The organism is Roseivirga thermotolerans (assembly GCF_014653175.1).
Lineage (GTDB): Bacteria > Bacteroidota > Bacteroidia > Cytophagales > Cyclobacteriaceae > Roseivirga > Roseivirga thermotolerans.
The window spans coordinates 1-20,088 of record NZ_BNAG01000005.1; the positions used below are offsets into that span (position 1 = coordinate 1).

A 20,088-nucleotide genomic window follows, 5' to 3' on the forward strand; every position below is an offset into this window, starting at 1 on the left:
ATTCCCTTGTTCCAAAAGCGGATGCAAAGGTAAAAAACTTATTTTATTAAGTGCAAAAGAATTTGAAAAATTTATTTCCAATCCCACACAGCCTCTCAATTTATCCCCCCGTTCCTTGCAAACGGGAGGACAAAAGTAGGAGATTATTTTTGATCTATAAAGCCCTTTTCGAAAATATTTTGAAAAGTTTTTGAGCCATTTTTAGATAGCTCTAGTTATCAACGGATTACGGTTTGAGTTCTGTCAGGCCCTACCGAAACTATCTTTATTGGAGTATTAGTTTTAGACTCAATAAACTCTATGTATTGCTTGAGTTGGTCTGGCATATCTCCATAAGATTTTACTTTGGTAAGATCTTTTTTCCAGCCTGGTAACGTTTCATAGACCGGCTCTACTTCTTCATCGAGCAACTGAAATGGCATTTCCTGAGTAAGGGTTCCGTCTTTGAGCTTGTATGCCGTACACACTTTGATCTCGTCTAAAAAGGAAAGAACGTCTGCCTTCATCATAAAAAGTTGGGTTACTCCGTTAATCATGATGGCATAGTTGAGTGCCGGAATATCTAACCAGCCGCACCTACGTGGCCGACCGGTGGTGGCTCCGAACTCATTGCCTTCTTTTTGTATGGCGGCACCAGTACTATCGAACAACTCGGTAGGGAATGGCCCTCCTCCTACTCTCGTACAATAGGCTTTGAAGATACCGAACACCTCTCCAATGTTTTTGGGAGCTACTCCCAAACCCGTACAGGCTCCGGCTGTCATTGTATTGGAACTGGTTACGTAGGGGTAGCTCCCAAAGTCGATGTCTAGCAACGATCCTTGCGCTCCTTCCGCCAGCACTGTCTGATTGGAGCGTATGCATTCGTTAATCTTATATTCTGAATTAACCAGAGTGAAGTTCTTCAGAAACTCTACTGCCTCAAAGAATGGTTTTTCTACCTGGTTGAGGTCATACTCAAAGTCATAATGCTGAAGTATTCTCTCGTGTTTATTGACGAGGTTTCTGTAGCGATCTTCGAAGCCAGGAGCCAGTATATCTCCAACTCTCAGTCCGTTTCGGGCAATTTTGTCCTGATATGAAGGCCCTATACCTTTTAAGGTTGAACCTATTTTATCTTTTCCTTTAGAATGCTCATAGGCAGCATCCAGCAATTTATGTGAGGGCAGAATGAGCTGAGTTTTCTTTGAGATAAAGAGGTTTTTGGTAAAGTCTATATTGAACTTGGACAAACCTTCTATCTCTTTCTTAAAGATCACCGGGTCTAGCACGACTCCATTACCAATAATATTGAGGATTTGCTCTCTGAATATACCTGATGGAATTTGATGCAAGACGTGCTTGTGGCCATCGAACTCTAGCGTGTGGCCTGCATTGGGCCCTCCCTGAAATCTTGCCACTACATTATACTTTGGAGCAAGGTAATCTACAACCTTACCTTTTCCTTCGTCTCCCCATTGTAAGCCTAATAAGACGTCTACTTTCATTATTTATTTATTCTATCAGGAAATTAATTCGTTAACGGCCTGCTCTACTGAGTCGGCTATTTTAAAGATTGCTGTGAGCTTGGTAATTATTAACAGCTTTTTTACGTGTTCTGAAGGGTTTACAATAATGACTTCTCCTTCTTGATTTCTAAACTTAGTGAGCAACGTAATGAGTACACCGATACCACTACTGTTAATGTATTTCACCTTTTCTATATCTATTGCACACTGTACGAGCCCATTGTTAATGGCATCGTTGGCAGCATCGAGCAGACCTGACCCTACTTCTTCGCCAATTAAATTACCTTCTATTTGGAGTACAATGACTCCCTGGTTTTCGTAGCTCTTAAATGTCATGATTAGTCGATTTTGGCTTTTTTGGCCCTTGGTTTAGCGAAAAAGTACAGGGTATGATGCATGATGTCTATATCGAACATTTCTTCCAGGGTGTTTTTGATGTTTTGGATTCTTGGGTCGCAAAACTCAATAACTTCAGAAGAGTTCATCATGAGAATGTGGTCGTGCTGTTTAAAACCGTATGACTTTTCGTATTGGGCCATGTTTTTACCGAACTGGTGTTTGGTAACCAGATCGCATTCAACGAGCAGATCGAGTGTATTATATACAGTGGCCCGGGAAACTCTGTAGTTCTTGTTTTTCATACTGATGTACAGAGATTCAACATCGAAATGACCGTCTCTTGTATAAATTTCTTCGAGTATGGCGAATCGTTCGGGCGTTTTACGCAACGTCTTGTTTTCCAGGTAGGCTGTAAATATCTGTTTTACCTGATCGAATACTTTTGGATTAAGCGCCATTACTCCGGGTTAGGGTGCAAATATAAAATAGTTTATGGAATAGCCGCAGCTAGATTTCATGAGTGGAATCGTAGCGCGTAACTCTCATCACACCAGTAACCTTTTCTAGTTTTCTTATGAGTTCATCGAGGTGCTTGGTGCTATTTACGTATAACCGAATTTGCCCATCGAAAATTCCTGTCTCAGTGTCAATGCTGATGGACTGCATATTTACTTTAAGTTCGCCTGAGATAATATCGGTTACGTCTCTCATCAATCCTACCCTATCGGTACCTATGATGCGGAGCACTGCCAAGAAGGCATTTTGTTGCTGAGACATCCACTTGGCCTTTACAATGCGGTTGCCATGGCGTGAAAGTAGTTCGGGAGCATTGGGGCAAGTGGTACGATGGATTTTTATCCCTTCATTGACGGTGATAAACCCAAAGACATCGTCTCCCGGAATGGGGTTACAGCATTTGGCAAAGCGATAATCCAGCACATCCATATCTTCTCCTATAAGGAGTATGTCTTTACCGCCATGCTCGGCCTTTTTAATGTCATCTGTAAACTCAAACTCTTCGGCCTTGACCTTAAGGGACTTTGTACGTTCTTTTTTAAAGTCTCTGAAGTTTTTTATTTGAGAGGGGTCAATTATTCCGCGGCCTACTTTATAATAAAAATCAATAATTGTTTTTTCATCGAAGTATGCCCTCAATTGGTTAACCACATCGCCATCGAAGGGAATCTTCATTTGCTTGAGCTTGCGCTGCACAATTTCCTTTCCGTCTATGGCTGCTTGTTTTTTTGCTTCTTTAAGAGTGTCTTTAATCTTGGATTTAGCCTTTGAGGTAACAACAAACCTCAACCAATCTTCATTGGGCTTTTGCTTGTTTGAGGTAAGTATTTCAATCTGATCTCCATTTTTTAACTGGTAATTGAGTGGTACCAGCTTGTTGTTAACTTTTGCCCCGAGGCATTTGGCCCCAATTTCGGTGTGTATATCAAAAGCAAAGTCCAGTGCGGTTGCGCCACTAGGCAGTATCTTGAGGTCTCCTTTAGGAGTAAATATGAAAACTTCTTCGTTGAAGAGGTTGGAGCGGAAGTCGTCCACAAATTCAATGGCATTGGTATCGTTTTGCTCCAACATATCTCTGACCTTCTGAATCCACATTTCCAGACCAGACTCATGAGATGGACTCATTCCGTCTTTGTACTTCCAGTGAGCGGCATACCCCTTTTCTGCGATATCGTCCATACGTTGGGTTCTAATCTGTACTTCAACCCACTTACCGGTGCGGCTCATTACGGTAGTATGGAGCGATTCATACCCGTTGGCCTTGGGGGTGCTTACCCAATCTCGTAGCCTGTCGGGGTTGGGTGTATAAAAATCTGTTACTATGGAATATACTTGCCAACAGGCCGACTTCTCCTGATCGTATGGCGTATCGAGAATTATGCGGACTGCAAACAGATCGTACACTTCTTCAAAAGGTATGCTCTGTTTTTTCATCTTATTCCAAATGGAGTAGATTGACTTTGGCCTGCCTTTTACCTCGTACTTTAGACCTGTCTTGTTGAGTTCGTCCAATATTGGGGCAATGAAGCCTTTAATAAAACGAGCTCTGGACGATTTGCTCTCGGCAATCTTTTCTACAATGTCCTGATATATCTCCGGTTCGGTGTATTTGAGCCAAAGATCTTCGAGCTCCGACTTAATGGCATATAGCCCCAGCCTGTGGGCTAAGGGGGCGTATAGATAAATAGTTTCAGAAATTATCTTGAGTTGCTTATGACGAGGCATGCTGCCCAATGTGCGCATATTGTGTAGCCTATCGGCCAGCTTCACCAAAATAACCCTAACATCTTCTGAAAGGGTAAGCAGCATTTTTCTGAAGTTTTCGGCCTGTTGAGAGCTACCATGATCGAACACTCCAGATATCTTGGTGAGACCATCGATAATTTTAGCCACTTTTGGACCGAAGGAGTTTTTTATTTCATCGAGCTCAATCTCGGTATCTTCTACCACATCGTGAAGAAGTGCCGCTATAATGGATGTAGTACCTAGACCAATCTCTTCAACGCAGATTTCGGCTACTGCCAGTGGATGAAAGATATATGGCTCTCCTGATTTTCTGCGCATCTCTTTGTGCGCATCCAGCGACAAATTGAAAGCCTTCTTAATGAGTTTGGCATCATTGTCTTTCAGAAAGGGTTTGGCCTTTCTAAGCAGTCTTCTATACCTTCTAAGAATCTCTTTTCGTTCCGCTTCAACATCAACTGCAATCATAAAGTAAAGTTAGCTAGAAGTAAGGTTATAAGTGTTAAAAAAATATGCAAACAATTTATTGACTTCAAAAGGAATTCCTATACCTTTGCAATCCATTTCGAAACAGCCAGCGGATGTGGCGAAATTGGTAGACGCACTAGACTTAGGATCTAGCGCCTCCGGGCATGGGGGTTCGAGTCCCTCCATCCGCACAAATTGAACCCTCGGTCGAAAGATTTGAGGGTTTTTATTTATTGACAAAAACAGTAAAGCATTGGACATTACTTTAGACAAAAAAGATTCGAATGTCGCTTCTATTAAAGTTAAATTAAACGAAGCTGATTATCAATCGAAAGTAAACGAAAAGATCAAGGACTATAGCAAAAAAGCCCAGATCAAAGGTTTCAGACAGGGCAAGGTTCCACAGGGTCTTATCAAGAAAATGTACGGCAAGTCTATTTTGGTTGATGAAATCAACCATATGGTAGGTCATGCTATCCAAGACTACATTAGAGATAATGAGCTTAAAATTTTGGGAGAGCCAATTCCCAACCAGCAGCAAATTGAATCGGTAGACTGGGACAATCAGGTGGACTTTGAGTTCGAGTACAACATTGGTCTTGTTGACGACTTTAAAGTAGACCTAACAAAAAAGGTAAAAGTAACCGAGTACGAGATTGACGTAAACGACAAGGTTATTGACCAAACCATTGACGATGTCAGAAGTCAGTTTGGAAAAATGACTAACCCGGAAGTGAGCGAAGAAGGAGATTTGCTTTATGGCACCCTAACTCAAGAAGGCACGGACTTTAGCCATGACACTACTTTCGATCCTTCTGTACTTACCAAAACCAATGCTAAGAAGTTTGTAGGCAAAAAGAAGGGCGATGTGATTGCTCTCGATTTGGGCAAACTTTTCAAAGAGAAAAGTCAGCAAGCCGCTCATTTAGGAAAAACACCTGATGAAATCGAAGGCATGGATCTGAACTTCAGTTTTGAAGTTAAGAATGTAAACCGAAGAGAATTGGCTGAGGTGAATCAGGAGTTATTCGACAAAACCTTCGGCCCGGATACTGTTTCGAACGAGGAAGAATTCAGAGCTAAAGTAGCCGATACTATATCTGAAAATTACTCAAGAGAAACCACGGCTTGGTTAAATAAAACCATTCAGGACGAGCTAATTAAGAATACCAAGATTGCCCTTCCCGATGGATTCCTTAAAGATTGGTTGAAGCTTTCTAGTGAAGGCAAAGTGACCGATGCTGACCTGGAGAAAGAATATGATATTTATGCCGATCAGCTAAGATGGAACCTCATTTCAGGTCAGGTAGCTAAGGAGAACGAGATTAAGCCTGAGCATGAGGACATTAAAGCAGCCACGCAAAAAATGATTGAGGCTCAATTTAGAGGATCAGGATTAGGACAGCTGGCCGATCAGATGGATTCGTTTGTTGAGCACTACCTACAAGGCGAAAACGGCCAAAATTATATGAAAATGGCTGAGCAGGTGCAGGAAGAAAAGGTGCTCGAATTCATCAAAGAGAAGATCGAAATTAAGTCGAAAAAAGTTAGTCTGGACGAGTTCAAGGAAATCGTTAATAAGTAAGCGAACCTTTGGTACTTGCAAGATGTTAAATGAAAGTCCTTTCTCGGAAGGGCTTTTTTTTTAATTTTGTTCAGTTAAGGTGAATTAAACTAATGATCAACAAAGACGAATTCAGAAAATACGCTATTCATAATCAGGGAGTTCAGGGTTCTACATTCGATGCTTATACGAATTGGGTAGAGAACATGACTCGTTCGGTTATTGAAGAAAGACCGACCCGATTTGCAGAAATTGATGTTTTCTCCAGACTTATTATGGACAGAATCATCTTTTTGGGCATGGGGGTAGACGATAATATTGCGAACATTATTACAGCACAGTTGCTCTTTTTGGAGTCGGTAGATCCTCAAAGAGACATCACCATGTATATCAACAGCCCTGGTGGGTCTGTATATGCCGGCTTGGGCATGTATGACACCATGCAGTTTGTTAAGCCCGATGTGGCTACCATTTGCACCGGTATGGCTGCTTCTATGGCTGCAGTGCTAATGAGTGCCGGAGCGGAAGGCAAAAGAGCCGCTTTACCTCACTCAAGAATAATGATTCACCAGCCAAGTGGCGGTATGCAGGGGCAGTCCAGAGACATGGAAATTACCCTAAAGCAGATGCAGGAACTACGAAAGGACTTGTACGACATTTTATCAAAACACACTGGCCAGCCTTACGAGAAAATTGAGCAAGACTCTGATAGAGATTATTGGATGCGTGCGGCTGAAGCTAAAGAGTATGGTCTTATTGACGAGGTACTCTCAAGAAAATAAAAGATTATGGCAGAGGTTACTTGTTCGTTTTGCGGACGCAACAAAAAAGATGTTGACTTGATGATATCGGGTATTCATGCCCATATATGTAATCACTGTATTACTCAAGCCAACCAGATTCTTTCGGAAGAACTTAAAACGAAGTCTTCTGAAGACTCTCCTAAATTCAACCTAATTAAACCGGTTGAAATGAAGAAGTATCTTGACCAGTATGTGGTAGGTCAGGATGAAGCCAAGAAGGTAATCTCTGTAGCTGTTTATAATCACTATAAGCGGCTTATTCAAAAATCTAACGATGATGATGTTGTGATTGAAAAGTCCAACATCATCATGGTTGGTGAAACAGGTACGGGCAAGACCTACATCGCTAAAACGCTGGCCAAAATACTTCAGGTTCCTTTTTGCATAGCTGATGCTACAGTTCTTACTGAAGCTGGTTATGTTGGAGAGGATGTTGAAAGTATTCTCACCAGACTTCTCCAAGCGGCCAACTATGATGTTGAGTCTGCCGAACGAGGAATCATCTATATTGATGAGATTGATAAAATAGCCCGCAAATCGGATAATCCATCCATTACGCGCGATGTTAGCGGTGAAGGTGTTCAGCAGGCACTTTTAAAGCTTTTAGAGGGAACGGCCGTAAATGTCCCCCCTCAGGGAGGAAGAAAACACCCTGATCAGAAAATGATCTCGGTAAATACGGACAACATTTTGTTTATCTGTGGTGGCGCTTTTGATGGTATTTCGCGACACATTGCCAACAGGTTAAACACTCAGCCTCTGGGCTTTGCTGTAGGTAAGGATGAACAGATGCAGGTTGATCGTGACAACCTTCACCAATATGTAAATGCTCAAGACCTTAAAAACTTTGGTCTGATTCCGGAGTTGATCGGTAGGCTTCCTATTGTCACTCACCTGAACCCTCTGGATCCGGAGATTCTCAAGAATATTCTAACAGCTCCTAAGAACGCTCTGATAAAGCAGTACACCAAGCTTTTTGATATGGAAGAAAAAAAGCTGGTGTTCGAAGAAAGTGCGCTTGACTATATAGTCGAAAAAGCGTTAGAGTTTAAGCTTGGTGCCAGGGGACTTCGCTCTATCTGTGAGGCGATTATGACCGATGCTATGTTTGAGTTGCCCTCTGACCCTGAAACACAGGAGCTAGTTATTGACAAAAAATACGCAAGAGAGAAGTTCGAGAAGTCTAAGTTCAAGAAACTTAAGGTGGCGTAAGAAGTCGAGCAAGGTTTAACCGAATCTACTTCAGGTTTCTTTTGCCGATCGACTCTTATTCCCCGAAGTACTCTACAAAGTTTCTTGGGGTCTCGTAGAGCTTTAACGAATGAAGCTTGCCGTGTGGAGTAATGGCATCTACCTTGGGTGCCAAAATTTTCCATATCTCCATCACTAATATCTCACAGCTCGCCATTTTACCTCTCATAAAATCTACATCGAGGTTGAGGTTTTTATGATCGAGCTTATCGATCACCTCGGCTTTAATAAGTTCAGAAAGTTGTTTTAAATCCACTACAAAACCGGTTTCCGGATCTGGCATACCCTTTACAGTGGTGATTAACTCAAAATTATGGCCATGCCAGTTGGCATTGGCACAGGGACCAAAAACCTCCTGATTCTTTTCATCGCTCCAATTGGGATTATACAACTTGTGTGCAGCGTTGAAATGTTCTTTTCTACTGACGTAAACCATACTTTCTAAAATTGGCTGCAAATATAAGTGTTTTCTGAGCAAGGGACATGTCTAATCGGAAAGATTACTACCTACCAGGGTAACTCAATATCCTGACCTGTAAATAGATGCGATCTGGACACAAAGGCTGTTTGGGCTTGCTCTACGCCTCTCTTCCTTTTTTTCCTATCCACCAACTTTCTGAGCAAGGCCAATGGAGTAAGGATAAGGAGATATAAAAGACTAAGCAAAACGGCTCCGTTAATTCTACCCAACACGTGCCCAAGCCCCAACCACAAGCTTGCCAGTGCGTGGGTTAGTTTGCCGGAAATGCTACACAAAACGGAAGTGGCTATAACCAGATATGTAATCCACTCCTCTTCAACAAAGTAGTTAATAACCAGCAGGCCGGCCACAAAGCCCAGAACCATAGCGTGGGGGTTCGTAGGTTTAGGCATTTTAAACATGGTCGTTTTCTTTAGTAATGTAAAAATTACCAACTGCCAGGCTGTCCATGTGAGTGCTCAAAAAGCATTGATAGGCCTCTTGAGGAGTACAAACAATAGGTTCATTGTTTACATTAAAGCTTGTGTTTACTAAAAGCGAATGCCCGGTTTTTTCTTTAAACTTAAGCAATAGCTCATATAAAAGCCTGTTGGTCTCTTTATCTACCGTTTGTATTCTGCTGGAGTAGTCTACGTGTACAATACCGGGAAAGCTCGAATTTACCCATTGACACTTTTCTTTAATGGTAAGAGCCTCGTAGTTATGCGGTCTTGGCTTTCTCCATTGCTCGGCTATCTGGGCTACAATAGCCATATAAGGACTTGGCTGATTCAGGTTAAAGTAGTCTTGCAAGTCTTCTTCTAAGAGTATGACTGCAAAAGGCCTGAACGATTCTCTAAACTTTATTTTTCTATTGAGTTGCTCCTGAATGCCTGGGTTAGCAGCATCGGCCAAAATAGACCGGGAGCCGAGTGCCCGAGCACCAAATTCCATTCTCCCCTGAAACCAGCCTACTACCCTACCTTGTATCAGGTCATCCACTACTCTATCTAAAAGTTCACCAGTCTGGTATGGCACTGTTGGACCGTCTACCGACCGCAAAACTGACGAAATTTCAGTATTGGTAAACTGAGGCCCCAAAAATGAGATCTCATTTTTGAGGTAGCGTGTATCTTTTGCCACATGGCCTAACAAGCTGCTGACCAAAAAGCCGGCTCCCACGGCCGAGCCTGCATCGCCAACAGCGGGAGGCACATGAACACTTTTAAAAATTTCTTGCTCTATTATTTTCCCATTGACCACACAGTTGTACGCCACACCTCCTGCCAGACAAAGGTTCTCCTCTCCGGTTTCTAACTTTAAATGGCTAACCAACTTTAAAACAACCTGTTCAGTAAAGTTCTGTATGGCCAGGGCCAAATCGCAATGTTCTTGCCTGATTTGATCTGCACTATTTCTCATTGGCAGTCCAAACATCTGTTCCCATCGTTTCTGATGAATCATTCGACTCCCCAGCTGAAAGCAAAAGAACTCCATATTCAAGCGAATTGAACCGTCTGGAAACACCCTTACCAGATGTTTTTTGATGGTTTCTTCTGCTCTCTTATAGGTATAGCTTTCACTGTTGCCATAAGGGGCCAAGCCCATCATTTTATATTCTCCATCATTCACCTTAAACCCCAGGTATTGGGTAAATGCAGAATAGAGAAGGCCAAGGGAATGTGGGTAATGCTGCTCTTTTATAAGTTGAATAGCTCCATCTTGTATCCGGTATAAAGCAGTGGTAGTCCATTCACCCACACCATCGATTGTAAGCACAGCGGCATCTTTAAAGGGAGATGTGTAATAGGCCCAGGCCGCATGAGACAGGTGGTGTTCAACAAACTTAACAGTGGGCAGTTTTTTTGCTGCTTTGTCTATGGTTTTTAGTTTGTCGTTGAGATACTTTCTGAAAAAAACTTTTTGCTTTACCCACGCAGGCATGTAGCGAACAAAGGCCAATACTCCCTTAGGAGCTATATCGAAAAAATTCTCCAGTACTCGCTCGAATTTCAATAATGGTTTTTCGTAGAAAGCCACATGGTCTATCTGCTCCAGGCTCAAATGAGTGTATTCTAAACAGAACCGAATGGCATTGACCGGGAATGTGGAGTCATGCTTTAGCCTGGTAAATCGTTCTTCTTGAGCAGCTACCAGTATTTCTCCATCGTGAATAATACAGGCTGCGGAATCGTGATAAAGAGCTGAAACACCGAGCACATACATTGCGGATGGAATTAAAACATACTATATATGAATGGTGCTACTGCAGAACCTTCTACAAAAACAATCAATAGGCCTAGCAATACCAAAACGATGATTATGGGTGCCAGCCAAAGCCTTTTTCGGGCAGCCATAAACTGAAAGAGCTCTTTAATTTGGTTCATAGGGCTTCACTAACATTATTCAATGCGTATTAGCATCTTTGCCCAAGCTAGCAATAATTATCGTTTTGCAAATAGTTCTTTACATAGTCGTCAATTCCTTCTTCTAAAGGAGTAAATGGTCTTGTGAAGCCAATGGCTTTTAACTTATCCATATTGGCCTGGGTATAGTATTGATATTTATCCCTTATGTCTGCCGGGGTATCGATAAAAGACACTACAGGTTCTTTGTCCATGGCCTTAAATGTGGCATTTACGAGATCTAGAAAGGTTCTGGCCTCTCCACTCCCCAGGTTGTAAATGGCCGAGTCTTTTCGGTGATGCATGAGGAAGTAACATACTTCTACCACATCCTTAACGTACACAAAGTCGCGCATTTGACCACCGTCTTTGAAGTCCGGATTATGGGATCGGAACAATTTCATTTGGCCTGTATTTCCAATTTGATTGAATGCATGGAATATCACGGAGGCCATTCTGCCTTTGTGGTATTCGTTGGGACCATACACATTAAAAAACTTGAGCCCGGCCCAAAAGAGCGGCTGTTGTTCCTGTTTCAGCACCCATTTGTCGAACTCATTTTTAGAGATACCATAGGGATTTAGTGGGGCAAGATTTTCGATAACGGAATGATCATCATTATACCCATGCTCTCCACCACCATAGGTAGCGGCAGATGAGGCATAAACTAATGGAATCTGATACTCAATGCACTTATTCCACATCTGCTTGGAGTAGTTCAGGTTTAATTCATTGAGCAGTTCCATGTCGAATTCTGTAGTGTCGGTTCGCGCTCCTAAATGAAAAACGAATTCAACCTGCTTATGATTTTGGTCTAACCAATGGAAGAATGAACCTCTCTCTACCTGCTCAGTTATTTTCTTTCCTTTCAGGTTTTTGTTCTTAGCGGGGGTGTCGAATTTATCGACTGCAATGATATTATTGAATCCTTCTTGATTGAGCTTGCTAATTAGACAGCTCCCTATAAACCCAGCGGCACCTGTTACAATGATCATTGTTGTTGTTTTGGTGCCAAAGATACCGGATAACTATGAAAAGGGGAATCAAAGCTTAGACTGACTTAACCAGTCTACCGAGTTTACCCTAAAAAGATGAGCCTTGTCTGCATTAAGAAGTGTAAGGATGTGTGAATCTCCATCTATACTAATTTTCTCTACAGCGGTTATGGCTCCTTCCATTATAAAACCTGAACCGAAAAGCGGCACTGCCTCAAACTCACCCTTTCCATTACCTCTCAAAAGAAGTGCGGTTTGCGCATCATAATTACCGGTAAATACCTCGGTACCATAAGAGTTACCGGCTAGTAGGATATCATGGTATCCGTCTTGATCGTAATCAAAAATGAGCATGTCGTTAACTCTTGTAAACTGTGCCTGAAGTGGCATTTCCTTCATTTGGAAGGTTCCATCGCCATTATTTATAAAGTATGAGCTCTGAAAATGTGTCGCCTTTACTTGATAAGCTCTTTCTAACACGGGTTGTGGTAAGACTTTATCTATAGTAGATTCAGCGTATTTAAGATTATTGGTAAACTTCTTCTTTATGGGAGGCATTTGCTGAGTAATTGTAGCCCGGTCGGCCAACGGATACTCCCTACCTTGATTGTAATAGGTAAGCACGGCATCGAGTGTTCCATTTCCGTCAAAATCACTGGCATATGCACTCAATGGCTCTGTAACAGATGCCTTATATCTGCTATTCAACCCTAGATTGCCTGCAATTATATCCATGTCGCCATCTCCCTCAACATCGAGAACTTCTATGGTATTCCACCAACCCACGTAATCTTCCAGCCCGCTTATACTGGCTCTGGGTTTAATAATACCATTAGCTACTTCAAAGATCATTAGGGGCATAAACTCACCGGCCACCAGCAGCTCCTTTTTCTCATCGCCTAATAGATTTACCCATTTAGCGTCTTTTACCATCCCTACATTCTTAAGCGATGGTGCGTATGCATCAATCTTATCGATGAATTTGCCTTTCTCATTAATTAACAATTGACAAGTGCCTGGCTTTGGGTAATTCTGGGGTAGTGATCGGCCACCAATAAACAGGTCGAGGTCTCCGTCTCCGTCTACATCATTAGCTACCACCACACTGCCACTATAGTAAGCCAGCGGAAGACTTTCTTTGCTTCGCACGAAATTGCCATTACCATCGTTTAAATAGAGTCTGTCGAGGTATCGTTCGTCTCCTACAGGAAATTCATTACTACCACTTACCACATATAAATCAAGATCACCGTCAGAATCTGCATCAAAGAACAAGGCTCCGGCATCTTCACTTTCTTTCTGATCTTCGATGAGGCGTTTTTCGAAAGTAGCTCCTTGTATTCCATGCTTTTGCAAGAAAATTGTAGCCGGCAGACCTGCCGATCCTCCAATGTAGAAATCTTCAAGGCCATCGTTGTTCACATCGCCCAATGCGGTAACAGGCCCTTCGGTCGATAGTTTGTGCGGCAGCATTGCTTCTCTTTTAAAGTCTACATAAGGAGACTCTTGATGAGTAAAGTCTATGCCTCTTTCTTCAGCTTTATCTACAAAGGCCTGGGCTACATTGGCTGAAGGCGCAGACTTCTTTATTTCTACTTTATTTTTCTCAACTGTTATTCGGGAGTTGATCTTAACATCGCTAAGAACAGACTCCGAAAGGTCGGGCCAAATCACCTTAACTTCCTTTATTGAAGAGGACTCACCAAGGCCCAAATGAACGGTCGGGTCTACGCTGGATTGGAAGCCTCTGTAAGGGTTAACCTCGGCCATTAGTTCTTCTCCTGAATTAAGCGCAACTACCACTTTTGTTCCAATGGCCAATTGTTGGTTGCCGTCTATACTGAAGTCTATTTGCAGATAGTTCTTCTTAAACTTCTGAGAACTCATGTTTTCGTAAAGAAAAGACGGGTCGTTCAAGTTGTTTACCACCAAGTCCAAATCGCCATCATTGTCCAAGTCGCCATAGGCTGCTCCGGTAGAAAAGCTTGGCTGGGTTATGCCCCACTCTTCTGAAACATTGGAGAACTGAAGCCCATTCGTATTTCTAAAAGCATAGTTTAATACCTTCTCGCCCTTAAGGTCTTGCAGTGCTCCTATAAGCACCTGAGGATCAAAGACTCTGTTTCTCTTTCTGGTTTCATTAACTACATAATCTCTAAAATCAACATCCGTAACATCCTTTACATAGCCGTTAGTAATGTAAATATCTTTAAGACCATCATTGTCTAAGTCGGCAATAAGCGGACTCCAACTCCAGTCTGTTGTACTTATACCAGCCAGATAGCCTATTTCCTGAAACTTCTCCTTCCCCGTGTTCAGTTGCAGTGTGTTGCGCATGTATTGCGGCAGATAACCTCTTGCCAATAGCATCTGCTGCCGATCGTAGTTCATTCCGCTCAGGAGCTTTTTCTGTCTTCTGTTGTCTTCAGGAAGCATATCTACTTGTAACAAATCTGGTTTTCCATCATTGTTTACATCGGCCAGATCTATACCCATACCGAAATTGCTGGTATGTTCAAAATATAGGTTTAAAGACTCTTTGAAGGTACCGTCTTGTTGATTGATATACAGAAGGTCGTCATAGGCAAAATCATTGCTAACATAAATGTCTAACCAACCATCGCTATTGAAGTCAGAGGTGTGAATACCCAATCCATAGCCTTCATGTATTATCCCTGCTTGTGCAGACACTTCTTTAAAAATCTCGCCATCATTTCTATATAACCTATCTTGGCTTACAGTATTGCCCGAGAGGTTCTTTGGTCGTATAACATTGGGGTCTTTATTGGGGTTGTTCTCATAATTAAGAAGATAGGCATCTAAATCGCCATCTTGATCATAGTCGAAAAACACCGTATGCGTGGTCAGTGAAGTGTCGGCCAAACCAAAGCGCGCTGCTTCTTCCTCAAAAAGCATATCACCTTTATTTACATAAAGCTTGTTAGCGGCCTGCGCAGATTTTTTTATCCCCCCCACACTTAAATAAATATCTTGAAGGCCGTCATTGTTAATATCTACGATGCTCACTCCATGCACCCAAGGAGTTACTCCTTGCAGAGGGAGTTCAAGTGGCTCAAATTGTAAATCGCCCTTATTCACATATACGGTAGTAGGAACCATATTTCCGGCCATCACTACATCTTTAAGGCCATCGTTATTTAGGTCGGCAATTGCAACACCTGAACCGTTGTAGATATATAGGAAAGTATAGGCGTTGATTGAATCTGATTCGGAAAGGATATTTTGAAAATTTAGTCCGGAGGAGCGCGTATCTATGGACTGAAAGATGGCATTTCTTCCACTTTTTTTGCCACAACCAATGCATACAACAACACTGATGGCAAGAACAAGACTTGTCAGATATCGATTATTCACAGCTTAGTTTAAGGTTGACACGGCAAAGCTGAACCTTGCCTAACAGACAACTTAAAAAAAGTTACGAACTCAAAAAAAGGGATTAGAATATAATTTTCAGAAACGGAGCAACTTTAACCGATAATCCTAAATTATGTAGAAAAAGTATCGATTCATTCGGACGCTAATATTAAGAACCAAATAATCTAGATACTACCAAGCCTTCTTTCTAACGATAATAACCTCTCGCTTGAGTCTCTGCCAACTTTCAGACTGCCTAGCAATTGCTGCGCGGCTTCTGATTTTTCAAGGAAAATATACCCCTCTAAAGCATCTAATAGGACTGATTCAGGCATTTCATGCAGTTTCTTCCCAGGCTCCAACAAAAGAATAATAGACTCAATACTCTTGAGTTGATTGGACAAGAGATAGTCTTTGGGTTTCTGACTAAGCAACTCTTTGGTCAACTCTGCCGCCAGATAGAACTGATTGTTGGCTAGAGCGTTTTTCTGCCGTAGTGTGGTAATTCTTACAGACTGTAATTGCTTTGGCATGGCAGACAGAAGCTGTTCAACTTTTTCGAACTGCCCCAAACGGAGGTAGGCTTCTCCTGTTAAAAGGTAAGGTTCTTCTCTATGAGGCGAATCCTGAAGCATTACTCTTGCCGTTTGCAGGGCCTGGTACGGAGTACTCCCCAACTGGGAATAATAGCTATCGAGTAAAACCTGGTCCCATGAAATAGCTCCTGAAAAAACCTGAGCTGCTCTTGAGCCGGGGTCTATGCGCTGTGACTCATCACCTCTGTTAAATGGCCAGTCGAGCAATAGTTGACTTATCAGTATTTCGGCATAAAGACTATCGGCCGGAGCAATGGCATATTGAAAGCCACCTCCTTGAGAGGGAAATAGCCCCCATTGTTCGGCAATTGTTTGAGCAACCGCAGTAAAAGCTCTATCGGCCATCAGCCGTTGCCCCTTTAAATTGGGATGCACATGTTCATGCATCAATTCACCACCAATTAATCGGTCAGGACTGTATTGTTCAAAAGCATCTTTTATGTCAATCAAACGCGCTTCATACTTATCGCTGAGTTGAATAATAAGGGAGTCGATACCTGATGGAGCTCTAAACTTTAGCAAGTCCATATCTTTAGCCTTATTGAATAAGGAAACCGCCTCCTCGAGTTCACCATTCCTTCTTTTCTCTAAACCATCATTGTATAAAGTCAGGGCACTCTCACTACCGTTTTCCGAAAGAAACGGGCTAAAATCTGCCAGGTTTGACACCAACGTGGAGAGCCCCACGCTAACTCCCGCCCTGCGATACTTATTGAGCAACCTCGACAAATTAAACTCATACTGTTTCAACCCTTTTACATAAAGGTCCGACCCGTAGGGGATAGCATCTTCTCTGATCATTCTGGCCATGAGCGTATGGGAACTTGAATTGGGCAAGTTAGCCTTCGCCCTTATGCTCTGGGTTAGCTTACTAAGCAACTGTACAATTCTGTACTTCTTTAAACTGAGATAGGTATTTACCAACCGCGGAGAACTACCCTTTGACTGGGTAGAAGCTACTCCAAGGGCTCCATAATACTCATTGTGGCCGCCATAAATAATGACCATATCGGGCTGAGCATTGATAATCTCATTGGCCATGTCAAGCATAGCATAACTGTTCGTAGCTACTAGACTGGTGTTAATAACTTCTACATTAAGCGTTGGGTACTGTGCTTGCAGTCTTTGCTCCAAAAGTTTTGGAAATGAGGCATTGTGATACGGAAAGCCTGCAGAGGATGAGGCTCCCTGAACGAAAATTCTGAACGTAGAGTCTCCTTTAGCCTTTTCCATAACCTCGTATTGTGGGGCGGTTGCAAACGCCTGGTCACTAAAGTAACGCTCTGCAAATCTTGGGTTAAGCGTCCAATATCCACTATCAAATTTGTCTGTTACAAAGAGCGGCTGAGGAGATTCTCCATAACCAAACATTCTGAGTAAAAGCTCCAACGCAATTAACAGAATGATAGGAGTAAGGAGAGTAATAGCATAGAAAACTATTCTTTTCATAAAAAAAGCCCTTTACCATACTTAAACAATGGCAAAGGGCTTTTGTCAATTCTATGACCCAATTATTTTATCACCGGATTGCCGGGCCCTTGCAGCCCAACCTCTTTGATAAATTCAAAGTCTCTCAGGTAATATAAACTATTTTCATTTGAAAACTTGAGCTGCCGAACGGCTTCTTCCATTTCAGGCTTAGTGGCAAAAAAGTGAATTAGCTTACTCGCATTAGGGTTCTTTAACCTCATGGCTTTAGCTCCTAACTGTTCCTTGGCTACTCTTAGTAACAATTGTTTATTGGTTGCCTGCACAGCTGACAAATTACTAACCAACATTTTCTTTGATACAACCAACGAGTCAGTATCAGTTAAAACTTGCAGTCCACTCTTGAGCTCAAAGTTGCCAAAAAAGTAAACCGTTGTATCTGCCGGGTTCCTAGTTTGTGCCTGGACAGCTACAGAAAGGCAGAATAAAACTGTAATAATTGAAAGTCTCATAGTTATATAGTTTAGTTAGCAGTCGTAAAATCATCAAATATCATTCCACTTTACGCACAGCGGCACCATATCCCTCACTGGTGCTCACCTTGATTTTCTTTCCATCATGCCTCATAAGGGTCATCTTACCACGTGACATGTCTAACGAGTGACCAGCAAACTTATATATCTGATTGCCTTGTTCATCGCTCTTCACTGCTAAATGTTTAAAAAGCTCAAATACCACCTGAGCATCGCCATAGGTAGAGAGAAACTCGTGCGATTCAGCACCGGGAATATAAATCTGCTGGAGAGTTGTGGGAAGGATATCAACGGTGTAGAATTCATTTTCCGGAATGGAGTCCTCCTTCAATGCCTCGTACGTGTCTAAGTGTTTAAAAGTAACACCATCAATAGAAATCCACTCATCTTTCTTAAGTGTATCATAATACTCTATCTCAACTGTTTCGGCTAGCACATACTTCACTTTATCTCCTCCAGAATTACAGCTCATAGCCAGGCTCAGAGAAAAGATTAATAATACGGCCAATCTTATTTTAGTCATCATCAATAAATGGATTAAAGGGAAATAAAAAAGCCCCGGTAAACCGGGGCTTAAAATTATCTAAATATGGTCTTATGCGCCACCAAAAGTGTACACATCAATACCAAGAATCTCAAGTTCTTGAGCCGGAACAGGCATTTGCTGAGGAGTTCCCGGCTGAAGCTGATACTGATCTACAGTAGTCATTCTTCTGAAGAACCAACCATTCAACGCGCCATCCCAGGTAAACTCTACCAAACGCTCATAGTAAAGTGCCTTAAGCATATCAGCATTAGACTCTAAACCAGTAAGAGCTGGAAGTTCACCATTATCTACTCTGGTGTTGTTGATATAAGCCGCAGCCTGCAACTTATCACCACCAGTTCTGATCAATGCTTCTGCTTTGATTAAGTTTTGCTCATTCAAAGTCAAGTGAGGCATAGGTCCTAAGAAAGCGGCCAAATAATCAGGATACTTTCTGAAATTGTAGCTTGAGAAGAAGTAATAACCTCTTGCTGACTGGAACTGCACACCTGTATTGTACTGATAGTACTTAGTGATTCTAGCATCTCTTGGATTGGTAATCTCAGGAAGAGTGCTAGTACCATCAGGCCATGGATATGGAGCTGTTGGATGATTAGGATCGTTGGTACTAGGACCACCGATACCACCTTCCATCATGTTGATCAATCGTTGTGAAACTCTAGACCATAGAGGGAACTGTCCTTGAATTAGAATTCTAGTCCACCAGAACTGACCATCACCAGCAGGTGAAATGTCTGCAGTAGTACCACCGTTAGCCAAAGTAAGAATTCTATTCCAATCGTTAGCAGCGGTTTCAGCACCAGATCTGGCTTTGTAAGCCAAAAGCTTAGCGGCATAGGCTCTACAGAACTGAGCAGCACCAGTGTTATCATAATTCAAACCGTTGATCGCAGTGTGAGTAGTTCCACTGTTTGCGGCAAACATAGTAGCAGCCTCAGTCAGCTTAGTCACAGCAGCCTCAATCACATCAGTGTAAGGACTCATCTCTAAAGCAGCAAGATCCTCAGCACTCAAAGACTCGTCAGCTATAAAGGCCTGGTCGAAAATAAGACCCAACCAACCTAGAGTAAGACCTTGAAGCATTTTGGCGTTAGCCACAGTTTGAGCTGTCAGGTCATTACCTTGATTATCCTGAATAGAGCCGTTAAACTCTGTTTCCAATACTCTTAACACTTCATTGGCCTGAGCCAGAGCGTTGTTAAGGTTATACCAAGGCGTTGTCATGAACGCTCGGTTGTTATAGGTCACGGTGTTTTGGATTGGGGCTCTTGGAATAGTACCCAAATCTTGCATACCCCAGTTACCCCAGCTTGAACTCAATGTTTGAGCCGCCACCGAAACAGGCATGTTAGGCGAGCTCAACTGAATTCCTTGCCACCAGGTAAGGAACGCACCGTCAATTACGCTAGGAAGAGAAGTTGCATCAGCATAAACTGCCCTACTATCGAGGTCATTTAAGTTCTCAACCTCCAAATCTTCACACGAAGTAAGAACGACAGCCAAGGCCACCATCATTACTCCTAATTTTTTGAACGTTTTTTTCATTGTTCTTTACTG

Annotated in this window: 17 protein-coding genes and 1 tRNA gene; 4 read left to right on the forward strand and 14 right to left on the reverse strand. The window is 42.3% G+C overall.

Going from position 1 to position 20,088, the window contains the following annotated elements; translation table 11 throughout:
- Nucleotides 1-218: 218 nt before the first annotated feature.
- The 4 genes from IE164_RS16825 to IE164_RS16840 are packed head-to-tail and all read right to left on the reverse strand — an operon-like array spanning nt 219 to nt 4,574.
- Nucleotides 219-1,487, reverse strand: coding sequence for an adenylosuccinate synthase (locus IE164_RS16825; RefSeq protein WP_189631441.1), 1,269 nt, complete (start codon nt 1,485-1,487; stop codon nt 219-221).
- Between the two features lie 15 nt (nt 1,488-1,502).
- On the reverse strand, nt 1,503-1,844 hold the full coding sequence (locus IE164_RS16830) for an STAS domain-containing protein (protein ID WP_189631442.1): 342 nt from the start codon (nt 1,842-1,844) through the stop codon (nt 1,503-1,505).
- A gap of 2 nt (nt 1,845-1,846) precedes the next feature.
- Nucleotides 1,847-2,305: a Fur family transcriptional regulator gene (locus IE164_RS16835; RefSeq protein ID WP_189631443.1), complete on the reverse strand. Its 459-nt coding sequence runs from the start codon at nt 2,303-2,305 to the stop codon at nt 1,847-1,849.
- Between the two features lie 49 nt (nt 2,306-2,354).
- Entirely contained in the window at nt 2,355-4,574 is a 2,220-nt protein-coding gene (locus IE164_RS16840) for a RelA/SpoT family protein (protein ID WP_189631444.1), read from the reverse strand.
- Nucleotides 4,575-4,683: 109 nt separating this feature from the next.
- Here IE164_RS16840 and IE164_RS16845 point away from each other — a divergent pair.
- The 4 genes from IE164_RS16845 (at nt 4,684) to clpX (ending at nt 8,153) form a co-directional block, all read left to right on the forward strand.
- Nucleotides 4,684-4,765, forward strand: a tRNA-Leu gene (locus IE164_RS16845).
- A gap of 62 nt (nt 4,766-4,827) precedes the next feature.
- Nucleotides 4,828-6,159, forward strand: coding sequence for a trigger factor (gene tig / locus IE164_RS16850; RefSeq protein WP_189631445.1), 1,332 nt, complete (start codon nt 4,828-4,830; stop codon nt 6,157-6,159).
- Nucleotides 6,160-6,251: 92 nt separating this feature from the next.
- Entirely contained in the window at nt 6,252-6,920 is a 669-nt protein-coding gene (locus IE164_RS16855) for a ClpP family protease (protein WP_189631446.1), read from the forward strand.
- A gap of 6 nt (nt 6,921-6,926) precedes the next feature.
- Complete coding sequence (gene clpX, locus IE164_RS16860; protein ID WP_189631447.1) at nt 6,927-8,153, forward strand: ATP-dependent Clp protease ATP-binding subunit ClpX; 1,227 nt, start codon at nt 6,927-6,929, stop codon at nt 8,151-8,153.
- 55 nt (nt 8,154-8,208) lie between these two features.
- On the opposite strand, the gene IE164_RS16865 is transcribed toward clpX, so the two are convergent.
- The 10 genes from IE164_RS16865 to IE164_RS16910 all read right to left on the reverse strand — a co-directional run bounded on the left by IE164_RS16865 (nt 8,209) and on the right by IE164_RS16910 (nt 20,076).
- Nucleotides 8,209-8,628 (reverse strand): 6-pyruvoyl trahydropterin synthase family protein, encoded by a 420-nt coding sequence (locus IE164_RS16865; RefSeq protein WP_189631593.1) that lies wholly within the window; start codon nt 8,626-8,628, stop codon nt 8,209-8,211.
- A 71-nt stretch (nt 8,629-8,699) separates the two neighbouring features.
- Nucleotides 8,700-9,065 (reverse strand): SxtJ family membrane protein, encoded by a 366-nt coding sequence (locus IE164_RS16870; RefSeq protein ID WP_189631448.1) that lies wholly within the window; start codon nt 9,063-9,065, stop codon nt 8,700-8,702.
- A gap of 1 nt (nt 9,066) precedes the next feature.
- Nucleotides 9,067-10,878 carry a carbamoyltransferase family protein gene (locus IE164_RS16875; protein ID WP_189631449.1) on the reverse strand — a complete coding sequence of 604 codons (1,812 nt, stop codon included), beginning with the start codon at nt 10,876-10,878 and terminating at the stop codon, nt 9,067-9,069.
- Between the two features lie 11 nt (nt 10,879-10,889).
- A complete protein-coding gene (locus tag IE164_RS16880) occupies nt 10,890-11,039 on the reverse strand; it encodes a DUF5989 family protein (RefSeq protein ID WP_189631450.1) in 150 nt (49 codons plus the stop codon).
- Nucleotides 11,040-11,086: 47 nt separating this feature from the next.
- The gene (gene rfaD, locus IE164_RS16885) at nt 11,087-12,052 is read right to left on the reverse strand and encodes an ADP-glyceromanno-heptose 6-epimerase (RefSeq protein ID WP_189631451.1); all 966 of its coding nucleotides are present in this window, start codon (nt 12,050-12,052) and stop codon (nt 11,087-11,089) included.
- A gap of 48 nt (nt 12,053-12,100) precedes the next feature.
- Nucleotides 12,101-15,427, reverse strand: a complete 3,327-nt coding sequence (locus IE164_RS16890; RefSeq protein ID WP_189631452.1) for a CRTAC1 family protein — start codon at nt 15,425-15,427, stop codon at nt 12,101-12,103.
- A gap of 185 nt (nt 15,428-15,612) precedes the next feature.
- Complete coding sequence (locus IE164_RS16895) at nt 15,613-17,472, reverse strand: SGNH/GDSL hydrolase family protein (RefSeq protein ID WP_189631453.1); 1,860 nt, start codon at nt 17,470-17,472, stop codon at nt 15,613-15,615.
- A 62-nt stretch (nt 17,473-17,534) separates the two neighbouring features.
- Nucleotides 17,535-17,963 (reverse strand): hypothetical protein, encoded by a 429-nt coding sequence (locus IE164_RS16900; RefSeq protein ID WP_189631454.1) that lies wholly within the window; start codon nt 17,961-17,963, stop codon nt 17,535-17,537.
- Nucleotides 17,964-18,003: 40 nt separating this feature from the next.
- On the reverse strand, nt 18,004-18,510 hold the full coding sequence (locus tag IE164_RS16905) for a hypothetical protein (protein ID WP_189631455.1): 507 nt from the start codon (nt 18,508-18,510) through the stop codon (nt 18,004-18,006).
- A gap of 69 nt (nt 18,511-18,579) precedes the next feature.
- Complete coding sequence (locus IE164_RS16910) at nt 18,580-20,076, reverse strand: RagB/SusD family nutrient uptake outer membrane protein (protein ID WP_189631456.1); 1,497 nt, start codon at nt 20,074-20,076, stop codon at nt 18,580-18,582.
- Between the last annotated feature and the right edge of the window lie 12 nt (nt 20,077-20,088).